This window comes from Rhodococcus artemisiae, assembly GCF_036327795.1.
GTDB classification, from domain to species: domain Bacteria; phylum Actinomycetota; class Actinomycetes; order Mycobacteriales; family Mycobacteriaceae; genus Rhodococcus; species Rhodococcus artemisiae.
On sequence record NZ_JAUTXY010000013.1, the window covers coordinates 74,634 to 90,001 of the forward strand.

The window sequence follows — 15,368 nt, forward strand, 5'->3', positions numbered from 1 at the left end:
TTCGAGACCGGGTCAGAACGCGGCGGGCGAGACATCGAGTGTCGTACGGTCGAGGCTCGAGAGCAGATCGAACTGCGAACCCGTCTTCGGCAGCTCGAAACGGTAGAAGTATCGCGCAGCGGCACGCTTGCCATCGAAGAAGTCACCCTCCCGATCGCCCACGGCCAGCAGCTGCTCGAGCCAGATCCACGCCACCACGGTATGACCCACGGCTTCGAGGTATACTGTCGAATTCGCCAGCGCCACTGCGGGATCACCGGTCGACCATAACGCGGCCGTTGTCGCGGCGACGCGTTCGGTGGCAGCACGCAACTGCTGCGCATACTCGGCCACCTCGCCGCCCGCGGCGAGGGCCTTCTCCACGGTTGCGGAGATCGTCTCACCGAGCAACAGCAGTCCGGCACCGCCCTGCATCACGACCTTGCGCCCCAGCAGGTCCATACCCTGGATGCCGTGGGTGCCCTCGTGGATGGGGTTGAGCCGGTTGTCGCGGTAATACTGCTCGACATCGAATTCACGGGTGTAGCCGTAGCCACCGAGAACCTGGATCGCAAGACTGTTGGCCTCGAGGCACCACTGCGACGGCCAGGACTTCGCGATCGGGGTGAGCACGTCGAGGAGCAACCCGGCCTTGGCGCGCACGTCGTCGTCTGCCGCAGTGTTCTGTTCGTCGACGAGCTTCGAACAGTACAGCCCCAGGGCGAGCGCACCTTCGACGTAGGACTTCTGCGCGAGCAGCATCCGCCGGATATCGGTGTGCTCGATGAGCGGAACCTGCGGCGATGCAGGGTCTTTCGCTCCGAGCGGCCTCCCCTGGGTGCGAGTGCGTGCGTAGTCGAGCGACTGCAGGTAGCCCGCGTAGCCCAGCGAAGTCGCGAGGAACCCGACGCCGATACGCGCCTCGTTCATCATGTGGAACATGTACTGCAGGCCCTTGTGGGGTTCGCCGAGGAGGTACCCGACAGCGCCTGCATCCCCACCCGGCGTAAAGGCACCTTCCCCGAGGTTGAGCAGGGCGTTGGTGGTGCCACGGTTGCCCATCTTGTGGTTGAGGCCCACCAGCGCAACATCGTTGCGGTCGCCCAGCGTGCCCTCGTCGTCGACCAGGAACTTCGGCACGATGAACAGCGAGATGCCCTTGACCCCCGCGGGGCCGCCGGGAATCTTCGCGAGCACCAGGTGGACGATGTTCTCCGTGAGTTCGTGGTCTCCGCCGGAGATCCACATCTTGGTTCCGGTGATCCGGTAGGTGCCGTCGTCGGCCGGGACCGCCTTGGTGGTGATGTCGGCGAGCGACGACCCCGCTTGCGGTTCGGACAGGCACATCGTGCCGAAGAATCGGCCTTCGAGCATGGCCGGGACGAACTTCTCGATCTGCTCCTCGCTACCGTGCGTGACGAGCAGGCTCGCGTTGGCGGCGGTGAGGAACGGATACGACGACGTTCCGGCGTTGGCCGCCTGGAACCATGCCATCGATGCACGCAGCAGCGTCATGGGTAGCTGCATTCCACCGAGGGACTCGTCGAACCCGCCGGCGATGAGCCCGGCCTTGGCGAACAGGTCCAGCGCGGCCTTCACCTCGGGGATGATCTCGACGCGGCCGTCCTCCCCGATCCTCGGCTCCTGGGCGTCGGCCTTCTTGTTGTGTGTCGCGAAATGCTTGGAAGCAAGATCGGCGCTCAGATCGAGGACGGCGTCGAACGTGTCGCGCGAGTGCTCGGCGAAACGCTCCCGCGACGTCAGCGATTCGACATCGAGCCAGTCGTAGAGCAGGAAGTCGAGGTCGCGACGGGACAGGACGGGAGCGGGCACGGACGATCCTTTCAGGGGACACGATGTTCAGGGGGACACGATGTTCTCGATAACGAACCCAGTAGACCAACGAGAGATGCATGATGTCCAGCGAGACAACGTTCCTTCAAGACGCGATACAAAACCTATGAGCAAAGAGATCGTGGTCGAACACGAGTCGATCGTCGATGCACCGAATTCTGTGGTGTGGGCGCGCGTCACGAGCGCCGACGGCATCAACGACGAGCTCGCGCCGGTGCTCGCAATGCGTATGCCTCGGTGGGCACACACCCTCACCGAGGACACCGTTCCCATCGGGCAACCGCTCGCGCGGGTCCCTCTGCTCCTGTTCGGCGTGCTGCCGGTGGACTACGACCACCTGTCCATCGCCGCACTCGAACCCGGACGCCGCTTCCACGAGAAGTCGACGATGCTCCTCATGCGCCGCTGGGAGCACGAACGCACCCTGGATCCGCTCGAGGCAGACCGCACGTGGGTCCGCGATCGGCTCACATTCGAGCTGCGCGTGCCACTGTCGCGGATTCCTGGCGCGAGTGAGCTCGCGCGCCGTATCGTCGGTGCCCTGTTCGCGCACCGGCATCGACGGCTGGCCCAGTTCTACCTGTCTGGGTGAGAGTGCTCCATCGTTCACGGTGGAGGTGAATCACTATCACGCAGGCCGGCGTTGGGACTTCACGTACTCGGCGATCACGGACAGGGGCGCACCGCCGGCGGTGCCGCAGTAATACGACCGCGACCATAAATGCCCGCCCCACAGATACCGAGACAAATGCTCCGCATGGTCGCGGCGCAGGTGCCGCGAGGACACCCCCTTGAGCGAGTTCACCAGCTTCGACAACTGCACCGTCGCGGGGAAATCCACCAGCAAGTGCACGTGGTCGTCTTCACCATTGAACTCCCGCAGCTCGCACCCGAAGTCGGCGCACACCTTCCGCATGATCTGCTCGCAGTCCGTCAAGATCGGGCCGGTGAACGCGCCCCGTCGATACTTCGTGACGAACACCAAATGAGCGTGACAGTCCCATACAGCATGTCTGCCAAGACGAACATTGCTCCCATCATCCATGACACCAATGCTATCGTGTGGGGGTGTTGAAGCGATACCGATACCGCGCCTACCCGAGCGGGGAACAGCAGAAGTCGCTGTCCCAGCTGTTCGGGTGCTGCCGGGTCGTGTTCAACGACGCCCTCGCCGCCAGAGAATCTGCACGCAAAGCCGGCACCCCGATCCCCGGCAAGAGCGAGCTGTCCGCGGCGTTGACCGCAGCCAAAACCACTGCGGAGCGGGCATGGCTGGCCGAGGTGTCCTCGGTGCCGTTGCAACAGTCCCTCGCGGACCTGCACCGCGCATACGCGAACTTCTTCGACTCCCGCACCGGCAAACGCAAGGGCCGCAAGGTCGGCGCTCCCAGGTTCAAGAAGCGGTCCAGCCGGCAGTCCGCCCGGTTCACCCGCAACGCCGGGTTCGCAGTCCTCGAGCCGGGCGGCGGCATCGGGCTGGTGCGCCTGCCGAAGATCGGGCGGATCCGGTACGAGGCGTCGCGACCGTTGCCGGCGGGTCCGTCGAGTGTGACGGTGATCCGCGAGGCCGACGGCCGCCACTACGTGTCCTTCGTCGTCGACGAGCCCGTGCCCGCTGCGCTGGTGTCATCACCGGCGTCGGAGCGGTACGCGGGCATCGACGTCGGACTCGAGTCGCTCGCGGCGATCGTCTACGACGATGGGACCCGCGAGAAGATTGCCAATCCCCGCTGGCTGCGATCCAAGGAACGTCGGCTGGTCCGCGCCCAACAGGCCTACTCGCGCACCACGAAAGGATCGAAGAATCGGGACAAGGCCCGCCGAAAGGTTGCCGCGGCCCACCGCAAGGTGCGCGAGACGCGGTTGGATCACCACCACAAACTCGCTCTTCGGCTGATCCGCGAAAACCAAGCGGTCGCCCTCGAGGGATTGTCGGTGGCTGGGCTTGCCCGCACCCGCATGGGCAAGTCGGTGCACGACGCAGGCTGGTCGACCCTGACCCGCCTGATCGGCGAGAAGGCTGCCCAGCATGGCCGGACGGTGCACACGATCAGCCAGTGGGAACCGACCTCGCAGGTGTGCTCTGGGTGCGGGGTGCGGGACGGGAAGAAGCCGTTGGATGTGCGGGTGTGGGTGTGCCCGTCGTGCGGTATGCGGCTGGATCGGGATTACAACGCTGCTGTGAATGTGTTGCTCGCCGCCGGGCTGGTGGAGAGGGTAAACGCTTGTGGAGGGAGCGTAAGACGTGTGCTTGCATGCGCGGACCCGGTGAAGCAGGAACCCGCCGAACAGACCGCACCATGTGGTGCGGCTGCGTAGGAATCCTCCGTGTTCACGCGGAGGAGGAAGTCAAGAAAGGTCCTGATCCTTACACCGCTCGCCGCCGTGCCGTGATCGCGCCGTGCGGCCTGTGACCGCTCGCCGTTCGCGTGTGCGCTTCGATCACCTCGAAACCTGCCGCAGCGAGTTCCCTGCCGAGCTCGTCGACCGGCCATCGATACGCCGTGGTCACGGCATGGTCGAACGGCTCGACGGCCGGTCCTTCGAAGAAGCCCACCAACAATCCTCCGCCCGGCCGAATCACGCGCGCAAACTCTGCGAGCGGAGTCCCGATGTGCACAGGATCGTGGTGGATGAGCGTGTACCACGACAACACACCACCCAGTGATCCTGTCGCGACGTCCAATTCCTCGAAACGTCCGGTGTCGAACGAGAGTTCCGGATACCGGCTGCGAGCACGGTCGACGAACTCGGGCACCAGATCGATCCCGCTCACGGCCAGTCCGCACTGGGCCAAGAATTCCGTCCACTGCCCCGGTCCGCACCCGGCGTCGAGTACAGGGTCCGCCAGCGAGGTAGCCCAACCGGACACCAGAGCACGGTCGGATGGGTGAGTCGAGGTCATGGTGCCGAAGAGATCGACATACTCCTGCGATCTCGCCGAGTACGACTCCCGGACAGTATGGGCCGCTCGGCCACACGCGCTCTCCATACCGTCGATGATCGCCTATGGGGATCGACTCCGGGTGCAGCGATCCCATCCCTGGGGTGGGTTCGGCCGAGGCCACCCAGGGCGCAGTCTTGTATCAGTCATCACGCACCCCAGCCCAGGAGAATCGAATGTCCCAGTACCACAGAGTTTTCGCCGCCACTTTGATGATCGCAGCAGTCGCACTCGGCGGGGCCGTCACCGCCTCCGCAGAACCGAAGGTCGATCCGGTCAACGGGCCCGGAAGGGGCTGCCCGATCGTGCACGAGGACGACAACGGCAACGTCGTGAAGGTCGAGTACGCCTCACCCGGCACCCGGAACGGTGTCCTCGTGTGCGGCAGCGACGGCGAGTGGAGCTTCGGCAGGACGGCCGGCAACACCGGCGCGATTCAGGGTGGTATCACCAGCAACGGACATGCGACCGCGGCCTACTGACCACTCCGCTGCCCGCCACTCCCCAGAGCCGCGGGCAATGCGCGCAGGCCCCGCATCACGATGGATGCGGGGCCTGCGAACGTGAACTGGGTCAGCGCACTGCGCTGATCAGTTGGTGCCCATCAGGTCGATGACGAACACCAGGGTCTTGCCGGACAGCTGGTGCCCCGACCCTGCCGGACCGTAGGCGAGCTCCGGCGGCACCGTCAGCTTGCGACGTCCGCCGACCTTCATGCCGGGGATACCCTGCTGCCAGCCCGGGATCAGGCGAGCGAGCGGGAATGCAACCGACTGGCCGCGGCTCCACGACGAGTCGAACTCGTCGCCCGTGTCGAACTCGACACCCTTGTAGTGCACGTCGACGGTGGCGCCGGGCTGAGCCTCGGCGCCGTCGCCGACCTCGATGTCCTCGACAACCAACTCTGTCGGGGCCGGGCCTTCGGGCTTCTCGATCACCGGCGGCTCCGGCGGCACCTGGACGCCGAGCAGGTCGATGATGAACACCAGGGTCTTGCCGGACAGCTGGTGCCCCGACCCTGCCGGACCGTAGGCGAGCTCCGGCGGAATCGTCAGTTGTCGGCGGCCGCCGACCTTCATGCCGGGGATGCCTTCCTGCCAGCCGGCGATCAGACCGGCGAGCGGGAAGCGGATCGACTCACCTCGGCTCCACGACGAGTCGAACTCCTCGCCTGTGTCGTACTCGACGCCCACGTAGTGCACATCGACGATTGCACCCGCAACAGCCTCTGCTCCGTCGCCGACGGTGATGTCCTTGACCACCAGCTCGGTGGGGGCGGGCCCCTCCTGGAATTCGATCTCCGGTTTGGTCATAGGTCCAGCTCCCTCGTCGAACGGTCGATCGTCGAACTCATGGTCGATCGCACGTCAGCGTGCGTCGAGTCCCTTGTAGTCGCGCTCGGTGTACCCGGTGTAGATCTGACGCGGTCGGCCGATCTTCAGGGTCGGATCCGAGTGCATCTCACGCCAGTGCGCGATCCAGCCCGGCAGACGACCCAGCGCGAACAGCACGGTGAACATGCGGTCCGGGAAGCCCATCGCACGGTAGATCAGACCGGTGTAGAAGTCGACGTTCGGGTACAGCTTGCGCTCGATGAAGTACTCATCGGTCAGTGCGGCTTCCTCGAGCTTCATGGCGATCTCGAGCAGCTCGTCGCCGGCGCCGAGCTTGTTGAGGATCTTGTCCGCGGTCTTCTTCACGATCGCAGCACGCGGATCGTAGTTGCGGTAGACGCGGTGCCCGAAGCCCATGAGCTTCACGCCGTCTTCCTTGTTCTTGACCTTGCGGACGAACTCCGTGACGTCGCCGCCGGACTTCTGGATCTCGTCGAGCATCTCCAGAACGGCCTGGTTGGCGCCACCGTGCAGCGGACCCCAGAGGGCATTGATGCCACCGGAGATCGACGTGAACAGGTTCGCATCCGACGAACCGACCAGACGCACGGTCGACGTCGAGCAGTTCTGCTCGTGGTCGGCGTGCAGGATCAGCAGCATCTCGAGAGCCTGCGCGACCTCGGGATCGATCTGGTACGGCTCGGCCGGGAAACCGAACGTCATGCGCATGAAGTTCTCGACCAGCGACAGCGAGTTGTCCGGGTACAGGAACGGCTGACCGACCGACTTCTTGTAGGCGTAGGCCGCGATCGTCGGCAGCTTGGCCATCAGGCGGATCGTGGAGAGCTCGACCTGCTCCGGATCGTCGGGGTCGAGCGCGTCCTGGTAGTACGCGGACAGCGCATTGACGGCGCTGGAGACGACCGGCATCGGGTGCGCGTTGCGCGGGAAACCGTCGAAGAAGCGCTTGAGATCCTCGTGCAGCAGCGTGTGCCGACGGATCTGATCGGTGAAGACGTCCAGCTGCTCGGTGGTCGGCAGCTCACCGTAGATCAGCAGGTAACTGACCTCGATGAACGTCGACTTCTCCGCGAGCTGCTCGATGGGGTATCCGCGGTAGCGCAGGATTCCCTTCTCGCCATCGATGTATGTGATCGCCGACTTGGTGGAGGCGGTATTGACGAATCCGGGATCCAGGGTGGTGTACCCCGTGTCCGCAAGGAGCTTACCGAGCTCGATGCCGTCATTGCCTTCCGTCGCCTTGGCGATAGCCATTGTGTGCTCGCCACCGGGGTAGCTGAGGGTGGGCTGTGTGTCATTCTCAGCGGGCACGAAGGATCCCTCTCAAGCTCAGACCTACCAGAAACTTCCGAACATTCACGTAGAACCTAACGGTTCCGTGGCCGCAGCGCGGAGGCAGGGTCGGTCGAAAGTCCCCGAACGGTGTCTCACACCTACCGTCCACGGGCGCTCGACTGCGCCCTCCGAATCCCCGGCGGGACGTTGATACACGCCGCTCACCAGCATCGATCGTACGTGATGTGAGGCAGACTCATTCCTGGGAGTCGTATGCCCGCACGCCCCATCGTCCGCTCCATCGTTCCCCGGACTGCAGTACGAGCAGGTCGATGCCGAGATTGAACGCGTCGGGTGGACACGTCATCGGCGCGAGTACGAAAGCGCGGGTGTCGGCATCATCGATCGTCGTCGTCCGGAGCCATCCGAATGCCCGACCTGTCCAGAGTTCGACGCCTCGGCCGTCCCGTCCGCACAGTCGATGCCGGGCGTTACCGTCAAGATCCTCGTCGAGGGCGCTGAATGGAACATCGAGATGCACGCCCTCGAGCAACCTCGGCCTCGTGAAGTCGTATTCGGTGTCCGTGACGGACTGCGAGTACGTATCGGGCAGGCTCCGCGCGCGGTCGAGGGGCATTCTCGTCCCGGCCGCCACCTGCAATGTGCACTCGTCGAGCGGGGTGTCTCCCGCCCGGAGGAACGGGCACACTCCCAATCCGAACGGTGAGTGGTATCCGCCGACATTCGTCGCTGTGTGGGTGACGGTGAGACCGTCCGGGCCCAGTTCGTGCGCGACCGTCAATCGCAGTTGGTAGGGCCAGCCCTTGTGCAGTCCGACTTCCAGTGTCTGCTGGATCCTCGAGCCTGTGAGCGCTGTCACCTCCCAGCCCCGATGCCAAGCAAGGCCATTCACTGCAGCACCCCGCTCCGGATCGGTCAGCGCGAGCTGGTGCTCGATTCCGTCGAAGTAGAAGTGCCCGTCGCGGATGCCGCCCGGCCAGGGGGCGAGCACCGCGCCGCCGTACCCCAGTGGAGGTTCGCGACCGGCCGGGGTCTCGACCAGCCGGTATGGCTGCGCCGATCCCTGAGTGGCCGACCCCTGCTCCTCCGAATGATCGTCGTAGTCGAGCGCGAGCAGCGCAGCACCGGTACCGGACACCGCGGCTCGGTATCCGCCGCCCCGGATCGAGTGCTGGATCGGCTCGGACATGATCATCAGTGTGCCCGGCGGGCACCGACTCCACGGCGGATTCGGCCTGTCGATTCAGGGCACCACCTCAGGATCACTGCCATCAGGGCACGGCCCCCATCGCCGAGACCAGCGCAGCCGTCGTGTCCACGACCGGAGCGTTCTCGAACGGAGCATCGACATCACCGGTGGTGGTGTCCGAGAGAATCACCAGCACCAACGGCTCCCCATCAGGCGACCAGACCACCCCTGCGTCGTTCAGAGTGGCGAAATATCCCCCTCCGGACTTGTCTGCGGCGACCCAACCGGAGGGAAGTCCCGCGCGCATCCTCGCCTCGGACGTGGTGCTCGCGCGCATCCACGCCGTGAGAATCCGCTGACGTGCCGGATCCAGCGCCGAACCGAGCAGCAGCTCCCGGTATCCGCGGGCCAGCCCGGCCGCCGTGGTCGTGTCACGCTCGTCGCCGCGCGCGGCGTCGTTCAGTTCGGGTTCCCACCGGTCGAGGCGTGTCGCGTGGTCGTCGACCGAGCGCGCGAGCGTGGTCACCGCGTCCGGCCCGCCCAATCGCCGCAGCAGGAGGTTGCCCGCAGTGTTGTCGCTGCGTGTGAGTGCGGCTTCGCAGAGCTGCGCATAGGTCATCACCCTGCCCTGATTCTCGGAGGTGACCGGCGAGTTCACGACGATGTCGCCCGGATCGACGGCGACAGTGTCGTCGAGCCGCAGTCGCCCCTGGGATTCGAGTTGCAGGATGCCCGCGGCGGCGTACACCTTGAACGTCGAGCACATCGCGAACCGCTCGTCGCCGCGATGCGTATAGGTGCGTCCACTTCCCGGCGCATGTGCGAGCACTCCCAGGCGCACCGCATGCCGATTCTCGATCTCGGCGAGGCGCTCGTCGAGCGCCGTCAGGCGGACCTCCGTCTCGGGTGCCGCGCCATTCGATGTCGGCTCCGGAGCGGTCGCGATACTCGGTGCGCCACATGCTGCAGCGACGGGAACCGACGCCGCGACGAGCGTCGCGTTGAGAAACCATCTGCGGGACAATGCTGTTCGCTGCTGTGTCATGCCCTCACCACAGCACCCGAACGATCCGGGCCGCCAATATCCGCACGGTCCCGGACCGGGTCGCAAAAGGTATCACCACTGGTCGATGGCCTGGACGACGCGAATATCGAGCTTCCGATGGACCGATCCGCCGACCGCCCAGCAGTCGCTGGTTGAATGACGTCATGGATCTGATCCGTCACCTCCGCTTCTTCGTCACCGTCGCGGAAGAAGGGCACTTCGGGCGCGCAGCTGCGACCCTGAATATGACGCAACCTCCTCTGTCGCAAGGGCTTCGACGTCTCGAGCAGCACATCGGCACCGATCTCGTGCACCGCACGCAGCGGGGAGCCGTACTGACCACCGCCGGCGCCGCTCTGCTCCCCCGCGCACGGCTGCTCGTCGACGACTCCGAGCGATTCCTCACAGAAGCCGAGCGGGTCTCCGAAGCGCGGGGTGTGGTGCGCTGGGGCGCAACGGCCGCACTCCCCGACCGGATGCTCACCGCCTGCGCCGCAGCACTGCGCACCGGACCCGACGTGACGGTCTCGACCGAGGTGGCCGCAACCGTCGACCTGGTCGCCGCGGTCCGGTCGGGCATGTGCGACCTTGCGACTGTCGAGCACCCCGCACTACTCGACGGTGTCGAGGCGGGGCCGGTGACGAAGGTGCCCCGATGGGTGGTCGTACCGGCCGGGCACCGCAGTGCACGAGCAGAGCGACCCCGTTTCCCGATGCTCTCCGACCTGTCGTTCGCGACACCTCCGAGAGCCGGAAACCCGGCCGCCTTCGATGCCACACAAGACATTCTGCGAGAGCGAGGACTCGACGTCGGTGCAACGACCGTCGCGGACGACCGCACAGCCCTCGCCGCGGTGGCTGCCGGACTGCACTTCGGGATATCCACCGCACCACCGGGCTCGGTTCCCGGTGTCGCGTGGCTGACGCTCGCCCCGGACGCCATCGCTCTGCGCGTGCGCATCGTGTGGCGGCCCGGCGTCGACGTCGACCGGCACATCACAGCGATCGATCGTGTGCTGTTCCGGGAGCGCGTGAGATGAGCACGGCTACCGACCGTATCCGAGCAGTATTCGCCGACGCCGGATGCAGCGGCTGGTTGCACGCGCGCCGCTGCTCGGACGAGGAGGCCTCGTTGTCGGTGCACGGCGAGGAGCGGGTCGTGCTTGCGTCGGTGTACAAGCTGCCGCTGTTCCTCGCGTTCTGCGCAGAGGTGGACGCCGGCAGGATCGATCCGACGTCCGAACTGCGCATCGAGCCCTCCGAGTGCACACCGGGCTCCACAGGAATCGCGACACTGCGCGATCCGGTCACCATGAGCAGACGTGATATCGCCGCGTCGATGATGACCGTCTCCGACAATGCCGCCGCCGATGTGCTGCTCGGCGAGATCGGCACCGTCGCGGTCCACGACATGCTCGCCCGACTCGGCCTCGAGCACACGAACATTGTCGGTGGTACCGCAGACATGTACCGGCGACTGATCGAGGAGACGGACAGCCACACCACTGTCGAGGCGTTCAGGGCCCTCACCGACAACGACGCGGCGTGGTCGGTGTCGGCCTACGACCCGGCGTTCACGAGCGCCACCACCGCCGAGGAGATGACTCGACTCCTCGCCGCCGTGTGGGCCGGTGACGTGCTCTCCACCGAGCAGACCGGCTTCGTCCGACACGTGATGCGCAGCCAGATCTGGCCGCATCGCATCGCCGCGGCCTTCCCGTACCGCGGGGTGTCGGTGGCAGGGAAAACCGGCACGATCGGCATCATCCGCAACGAGGTCGCAGTCGTCGAGTTCCCCGGCGAGCATCCGGTGGCGGTCGCGGTCTTCACACGTGCCGCCCGTGCGGAACCGTCACTGCCCGTGGTGGATGCAGCGATCGGTGAGGCCGCGAGAATCGCAGTCACCGAACTGCGTGCACCGCTCCCTGTCTGACCTCCACCGTCACACCTCAGGTGTGCCGTCCTTACGCACGCGATACCTCACGAACGCGGGAAATACGAAGACGCACACCAGAGTTCCGACGACCACGAGGACGCCCCCGCCGGCCGCCGCAACGGCGGTTCCGACCGCTGCCGCCGCGGCACCGTGTAGTACGTCCCCGATCCGCGGGCCTCCCGCCACGACGACGATGAACACGCCCTGCAACCGGCCACGCATCTCGTCGGTCGCGACCGTCTGCAACATCGTCGACCGGAATGCCGCCGACACCATGTCGACCGCACCACCGAATGCGAGGAACGCGAGGGCCACCCACAGCAGCACCGCACTACCACCCGGCACCGCGAACCACACCGCGACACCGAAACCGATCATCGCGACACCCCACAGCGCGATGCACACCATCACTGCGAGACCTTGGCGCCGCACCCGCGGCAACCAACCGGAGAAGACGCCGCCGAGCACTGCGCCGACGGACATCGACGCGAACAGCAGTCCGAGTGCGAAACCGCCCGTGGCAGGGTCGCCGAACGATTCATGAGCGATCTGAGGGAACAGTGCGCGCGGCATGCCGAACACCATCGCGACGATGTCGACGAGGAACGACGCGAGGAGGATCTTCTGGGTCGACAGATACCGGAAGCCGTCGAGCACCGCGCGCAGTCCCGCCCGTGTCGTCTCGCCGAGCGGCGGTGTGGACGGCAGCCGGATCACCGCCCACAGCGTCGCGAGCAGGAAGATCGTGTCGAGCAGATACAGGGTCGACAGCCCGAGGACCGGGATCAGTGCCCCGGCAAGCAACGGTCCGGCAATCGCACCGAACTGCATCACCGTCATGTTCAGTGAGGTCGCTGCAGCGATCTGCCCGGTCGGCAGCAGGCGCGGGATGATGGCAGCACGTGTCGGCTGGTTGACGGCGAAGAATGCTTGTTGCAGCGAGAACAGGCCCAGCAGGATCCAGACGTTGTTCAGCCCCGCCGCGGCCTGGGCCCACAGCAGCAGCGACGTACCGCCGAGGCCTACCGACGTGATCGTCAGCAGTGTGCGGCGATCCATGACGTCGGCGAGCGCTCCGCCCCACAACCCGAACACGACGAGCGGTACCAGGCCGAACACACCGGTCAGGCCGACGTACGCCGAATTGCGGGTGATTTCGTAGATCTGCTGGGGAACCGCGACCACCGACAGTTGAGCACCGATCACCGTCACGACGCCGGCCCACCAGAGGCGGGCATAGTCCTTGTTCCGTAGCGGTGCGGTGTCGGCGAGGATCCGCCTCACGGTTGCAGCCGTTGCGTGTGCCACCGGCCGTCGACGAGCCGGGTCCGGACACGGTTGTGCATCCTGTTGGGCCGGCCCTGCCAGAACTCGACGAAGTCGGGAGAGATCCGGAATCCGCCCCAGAACGGGGGTACGGGAATGTCGTCGTCGACCCCGAACTTCTCGCCGGCCTCGACGAGCGCGTGATCCAGGTCAGCGCGCGAGGCTATGGGTTGTGATTGCTGAGACGCCCATGCACCCAGCTGAGAGCCACGCGGCCGGGTCCGCCAATAGGCTTCTGTCTCCTCGGCGGAGACACGGACGACGGGGCCGCGGATGCCGATCTGCCGATGCAGCGGAAGCCACACGAATGTTGCCGACGCGTACGGCACCGCGTCGAGGTGGCGTGCCTTGTCCGATCCGTAGTTGGTGAAGAAGGTGACGCCCTCGGCGTCGATTCCCTTGCACAACACGGTCCGGGTCGCGGGGTGCCCGTGTTCGTCGACGGTGCCGAGGACGATGGCGTTGGGCTCGGGTACACCCGCAGACACTGCGGCCGCCAGCCAGCGTCGAGCGTAGGGAAGCCAGCCTCCCTCGAGGTCTTCGGGACCGAGATCGATGTCCGAAGGCTCCTCCGCCGGGGCGGTAGGGATGTAGTTCACCCGCATCGACGCGAGTGGATTCTGCGGATCCTGCACGGATGTGGAGGTTACTCCGAGTTGTCGGGACGGTCCGTCCAGCCGAGCCTGGCGGCGATACCGCGGCCCGCCGATTCGAGTGCGCCCAAGGGTCGGGTCGCGATTTCTGCGATGTCGACGAGGGATTCGAGGCGGCCGGTCACCCGTTCGAGCCGTCCGACGACGTCGCCCATCTTGGTCACGGTGGCGTCGACCTGGTCGAGAGTTCTGTCGAAGCGGGCCAGCGTGACGCCCAGTCCGGCGATCGCGCCGTCCAGTCCGCTGATGGTGTTGTCCATGTTGCCGAGAGTTCTGTCCAGATCGCCGATGATCGTCTGCAGCTGGTCGACGGTCATGTCGGCGTTGAGGGCGGCCTGCGCGAGTTTGCGCAGGCGCTGCCGTTCCGGTTGCCGATCCCCTTGCTGCATACCCGCGATGCTGCTCGGGACGTCCTTGATTTCGTGCTCCGAGTCGACCATTCGCCGATTATCCACAAGCGAGTACCTCCCGGAGGTCGAAGAGGGTATCGGCGACTAGAGTCCTCTTCGACGACCGAATGAGTTGCCGATCACAAGACTGCCCACTCATTCCACCGGCAGTGCCGCCCGGATCGGGCCGCACGTGAACGAGGAGAGCCACACCGTCATGGCACCACACGCGTCCGTACCCGAGGATTTCGTTGCAGGACTCGAAGGCGTCGTCGCCTTCACCAGCGACATCGCCGAACCCGACAAAGACGGCGGCTCACTACGATACCGCGGCGTGGACATCGAAGAACTCGTCAGCAAAGGCGTGACCTTCGGCGACGTATGGGCACTGCTCGTCGACGGCGAGTTCGGCCGCGGACTACACCCCGCCGAACCGTTCCCACTCCCGATCCACACCGGCGACGTACGCGTCGACGTCCAAGCAGGACTCGCGATGCTCGCACCGATCTGGGGTTTCTCACCACTACTCGACATCGACGACGCAACCGCCCGCGACAACCTCGCACGCTCCGCAGTGATGGCCCTGTCCTACGTCGCCCAGTCCGCACGCGGCATCTACCAGCCCGCCGTCCCACAAAAGCGTGTCGACGAAGCACAGACCGTCACCGAACGCTTCATGGTGCGCTGGAAGGGCGAGCCCGACCCGAAACATGTCGAGGCCATCGACGCCTACTGGGTATCCGCCGCCGAGCACGGCATGAACGCCTCCACCTTCACCGCCCGCGTCATCGCCTCGACCGGAGCCGACGCCCCGGCCGCGCTGTCCGGCGCCGTCGGCGCGATGTCCGGCCCGCTGCACGGCGGCGCACCGGCCCGCGTGCTACCGATGATCGAAGAGACCGAACGCAGCGGCGATCCACGCGCCATGGTCAAAGGACTCCTCGACCGCAAGGAGAAGCTCATGGGCTTCGGTCACCGCGTGTACCGCGCGGAGGACCCCCGCGCCCGCGTGCTGCGCGCCACCGCCGAACGCCTCGACGCCCCCCGCTACGAGGCCGCCGCAGCCCTCGAACAGGCCGCACTCACCGAACTGCGTGAGCGTCGCCCCGACCGCGCCATCGAAACGAACGTCGAATTCTGGGCCGCGGTCATCCTGGACTTCGCGGAAGTGCCCGCCGCGATGATGCCCGCCATGTTCACGTGCGGGCGCACGGGCGGATGGTGCGCACACATTCTCGAACAGAAGAAGCTCGGCAAACTGGTGCGCCCCGCGGCCATCTACACCGGCCCCGACCCCCGTGCCGCCGAGACCGTCACGGGGTGGGATTCGATCACACATCGATGATCGCCGAAGCAGGGCGGTTTAGACTACTCCTGCACTTGTCCCTCGACGCTTAGGACA

General features: G+C 65.9%; 16 protein-coding genes and 1 pseudogene. 6 read left to right on the forward strand and 11 right to left on the reverse strand.

Annotated elements, in window-relative coordinates; genetic code table 11:
- Positions 1 to 12: 12 nt before the first annotated feature.
- Complete coding sequence (locus Q7514_RS23575) at positions 13 to 1,812, reverse strand: acyl-CoA dehydrogenase (RefSeq protein WP_330135691.1); 1,800 nt, start codon at positions 1,810 to 1,812, stop codon at positions 13 to 15.
- 139 nt (positions 1,813 to 1,951) lie between these two features.
- On the opposite strand from Q7514_RS23575, the gene Q7514_RS23580 reads away from it, so the two are divergent.
- On the forward strand, positions 1,952 to 2,425 hold the full coding sequence (locus tag Q7514_RS23580; RefSeq protein WP_330135829.1) for a hypothetical protein: 474 nt from the start codon (positions 1,952 to 1,954) through the stop codon (positions 2,423 to 2,425).
- 36 nt (positions 2,426 to 2,461) lie between these two features.
- Here Q7514_RS23580 and tnpA read toward each other — a convergent pair whose 3' ends face one another.
- Positions 2,462 to 2,878: an IS200/IS605 family transposase gene (gene tnpA, locus Q7514_RS23585; protein ID WP_330135692.1), complete on the reverse strand. Its 417-nt coding sequence runs from the start codon at positions 2,876 to 2,878 to the stop codon at positions 2,462 to 2,464.
- 23 nt (positions 2,879 to 2,901) lie between these two features.
- Here tnpA and Q7514_RS23590 point away from each other — a divergent pair, with 23 nt between their 5' ends.
- Positions 2,902 to 4,152, forward strand: a complete 1,251-nt coding sequence (locus Q7514_RS23590; RefSeq protein ID WP_330135693.1) for an RNA-guided endonuclease InsQ/TnpB family protein — start codon at positions 2,902 to 2,904, stop codon at positions 4,150 to 4,152.
- Positions 4,153 to 4,201: 49 nt separating this feature from the next.
- Here the strand turns inward: Q7514_RS23590 and Q7514_RS23595 are convergent, their stop codons facing one another.
- Complete coding sequence (locus Q7514_RS23595) at positions 4,202 to 4,825, reverse strand: class I SAM-dependent methyltransferase (RefSeq protein WP_330135694.1); 624 nt, start codon at positions 4,823 to 4,825, stop codon at positions 4,202 to 4,204.
- A 128-nt stretch (positions 4,826 to 4,953) separates the two neighbouring features.
- On the opposite strand from Q7514_RS23595, the gene Q7514_RS23600 reads away from it, so the two are divergent.
- Positions 4,954 to 5,259, forward strand: a complete 306-nt coding sequence (locus tag Q7514_RS23600) for a hypothetical protein (RefSeq protein WP_330135695.1) — start codon at positions 4,954 to 4,956, stop codon at positions 5,257 to 5,259.
- 108 nt (positions 5,260 to 5,367) lie between these two features.
- Here the strand turns inward: Q7514_RS23600 and Q7514_RS23605 are convergent, their stop codons facing one another.
- The 5 genes and pseudogenes from Q7514_RS23605 to bla all read right to left on the reverse strand — a co-directional run bounded on the left by Q7514_RS23605 (position 5,368) and on the right by bla (position 9,662).
- Positions 5,368 to 5,733 carry an FKBP-type peptidyl-prolyl cis-trans isomerase gene (locus tag Q7514_RS23605; RefSeq protein WP_330135830.1) on the reverse strand — a complete coding sequence of 122 codons (366 nt, stop codon included), beginning with the start codon at positions 5,731 to 5,733 and terminating at the stop codon, positions 5,368 to 5,370.
- A gap of 9 nt (positions 5,734 to 5,742) precedes the next feature.
- Positions 5,743 to 6,090: pseudogene (locus Q7514_RS23610) on the reverse strand (FKBP-type peptidyl-prolyl cis-trans isomerase); the annotation flags it as partial.
- Between the two features lie 54 nt (positions 6,091 to 6,144).
- Positions 6,145 to 7,443 carry a citrate synthase gene (locus Q7514_RS23615; RefSeq protein ID WP_132472328.1) on the reverse strand — a complete coding sequence of 433 codons (1,299 nt, stop codon included), beginning with the start codon at positions 7,441 to 7,443 and terminating at the stop codon, positions 6,145 to 6,147.
- 220 nt (positions 7,444 to 7,663) lie between these two features.
- Positions 7,664 to 8,617 (reverse strand): aldose epimerase family protein, encoded by a 954-nt coding sequence (locus tag Q7514_RS23620; protein WP_330135696.1) that lies wholly within the window; start codon positions 8,615 to 8,617, stop codon positions 7,664 to 7,666.
- 82 nt (positions 8,618 to 8,699) lie between these two features.
- The gene (gene bla, locus Q7514_RS23625; protein WP_330135697.1) at positions 8,700 to 9,662 is read right to left on the reverse strand and encodes a class A beta-lactamase; all 963 of its coding nucleotides are present in this window, start codon (positions 9,660 to 9,662) and stop codon (positions 8,700 to 8,702) included.
- Between the two features lie 164 nt (positions 9,663 to 9,826).
- On the opposite strand from bla, the gene Q7514_RS23630 reads away from it, so the two are divergent.
- Complete coding sequence (locus Q7514_RS23630) at positions 9,827 to 10,702, forward strand: LysR family transcriptional regulator (RefSeq protein ID WP_330135698.1); 876 nt, start codon at positions 9,827 to 9,829, stop codon at positions 10,700 to 10,702.
- Positions 10,699 to 11,595, forward strand: coding sequence for a serine hydrolase (locus tag Q7514_RS23635; protein ID WP_330135699.1), 897 nt, complete (start codon positions 10,699 to 10,701; stop codon positions 11,593 to 11,595). The genes Q7514_RS23630 and Q7514_RS23635 overlap by 4 nt, the downstream gene beginning before the upstream one ends.
- A gap of 9 nt (positions 11,596 to 11,604) precedes the next feature.
- Here Q7514_RS23635 and Q7514_RS23640 read toward each other — a convergent pair whose 3' ends face one another.
- Genes Q7514_RS23640 through Q7514_RS23650 form a run of 3 tightly spaced genes read right to left on the reverse strand, consistent with a single transcriptional unit; the run spans position 11,605 to position 14,017 of the window.
- Complete coding sequence (locus tag Q7514_RS23640) at positions 11,605 to 12,882, reverse strand: MFS transporter (RefSeq protein ID WP_330135831.1); 1,278 nt, start codon at positions 12,880 to 12,882, stop codon at positions 11,605 to 11,607.
- Positions 12,879 to 13,529 (reverse strand): pyridoxamine 5'-phosphate oxidase, encoded by a 651-nt coding sequence (gene pdxH / locus Q7514_RS23645; protein ID WP_330135832.1) that lies wholly within the window; start codon positions 13,527 to 13,529, stop codon positions 12,879 to 12,881. The genes Q7514_RS23640 and pdxH overlap by 4 nt, the downstream gene beginning before the upstream one ends.
- Positions 13,530 to 13,570: 41 nt before the next feature.
- Positions 13,571 to 14,017: a hypothetical protein gene (locus Q7514_RS23650; protein WP_408016171.1), complete on the reverse strand. Its 447-nt coding sequence runs from the start codon at positions 14,015 to 14,017 to the stop codon at positions 13,571 to 13,573.
- Between the two features lie 166 nt (positions 14,018 to 14,183).
- Between Q7514_RS23650 and Q7514_RS23655 the strand changes: the two genes are divergently transcribed.
- Positions 14,184 to 15,311: a citrate synthase 2 gene (locus tag Q7514_RS23655; protein WP_330135700.1), complete on the forward strand. Its 1,128-nt coding sequence runs from the start codon at positions 14,184 to 14,186 to the stop codon at positions 15,309 to 15,311.
- Positions 15,312 to 15,368: the final 57 nt, after the last annotated feature.

What these genes read in the sequence shown, in the direction of transcription:
- tnpA (WP_330135692.1), bottom strand. Translation starts at nt 2,878, where the DNA reads ATGGATGATGGGAGCAATGTTCGTCTTGGCAGACATGCTGTATGGGAC.
- Q7514_RS23595 (WP_330135694.1), bottom strand. Translation starts at nt 4,825, where the DNA reads ATGGAGAGCGCGTGTGGCCGAGCGGCCCATACTGTCCGGGAGTCGTAC.
- Q7514_RS23600 (WP_330135695.1), top strand. Translation starts at nt 4,954, where the DNA reads ATGTCCCAGTACCACAGAGTTTTCGCCGCCACTTTGATGATCGCAGCA.
- Q7514_RS23620 (WP_330135696.1), bottom strand. Translation starts at nt 8,617, where the DNA reads ATGTCCGAGCCGATCCAGCACTCGATCCGGGGCGGCGGATACCGAGCC.
- bla (WP_330135697.1), bottom strand. Translation starts at nt 9,662, where the DNA reads ATGACACAGCAGCGAACAGCATTGTCCCGCAGATGGTTTCTCAACGCG.
- Q7514_RS23630 (WP_330135698.1), top strand. Translation starts at nt 9,827, where the DNA reads ATGGATCTGATCCGTCACCTCCGCTTCTTCGTCACCGTCGCGGAAGAA.
- Q7514_RS23635 (WP_330135699.1), top strand. Translation starts at nt 10,699, where the DNA reads ATGAGCACGGCTACCGACCGTATCCGAGCAGTATTCGCCGACGCCGGA.
- pdxH (WP_330135832.1), bottom strand. Translation starts at nt 13,529, where the DNA reads ATGCGGGTGAACTACATCCCTACCGCCCCGGCGGAGGAGCCTTCGGAC.
- Q7514_RS23650 (WP_408016171.1), bottom strand. Translation starts at nt 14,017, where the DNA reads ATGGTCGACTCGGAGCACGAAATCAAGGACGTCCCGAGCAGCATCGCG.
- Q7514_RS23655 (WP_330135700.1), top strand. Translation starts at nt 14,184, where the DNA reads ATGGCACCACACGCGTCCGTACCCGAGGATTTCGTTGCAGGACTCGAA.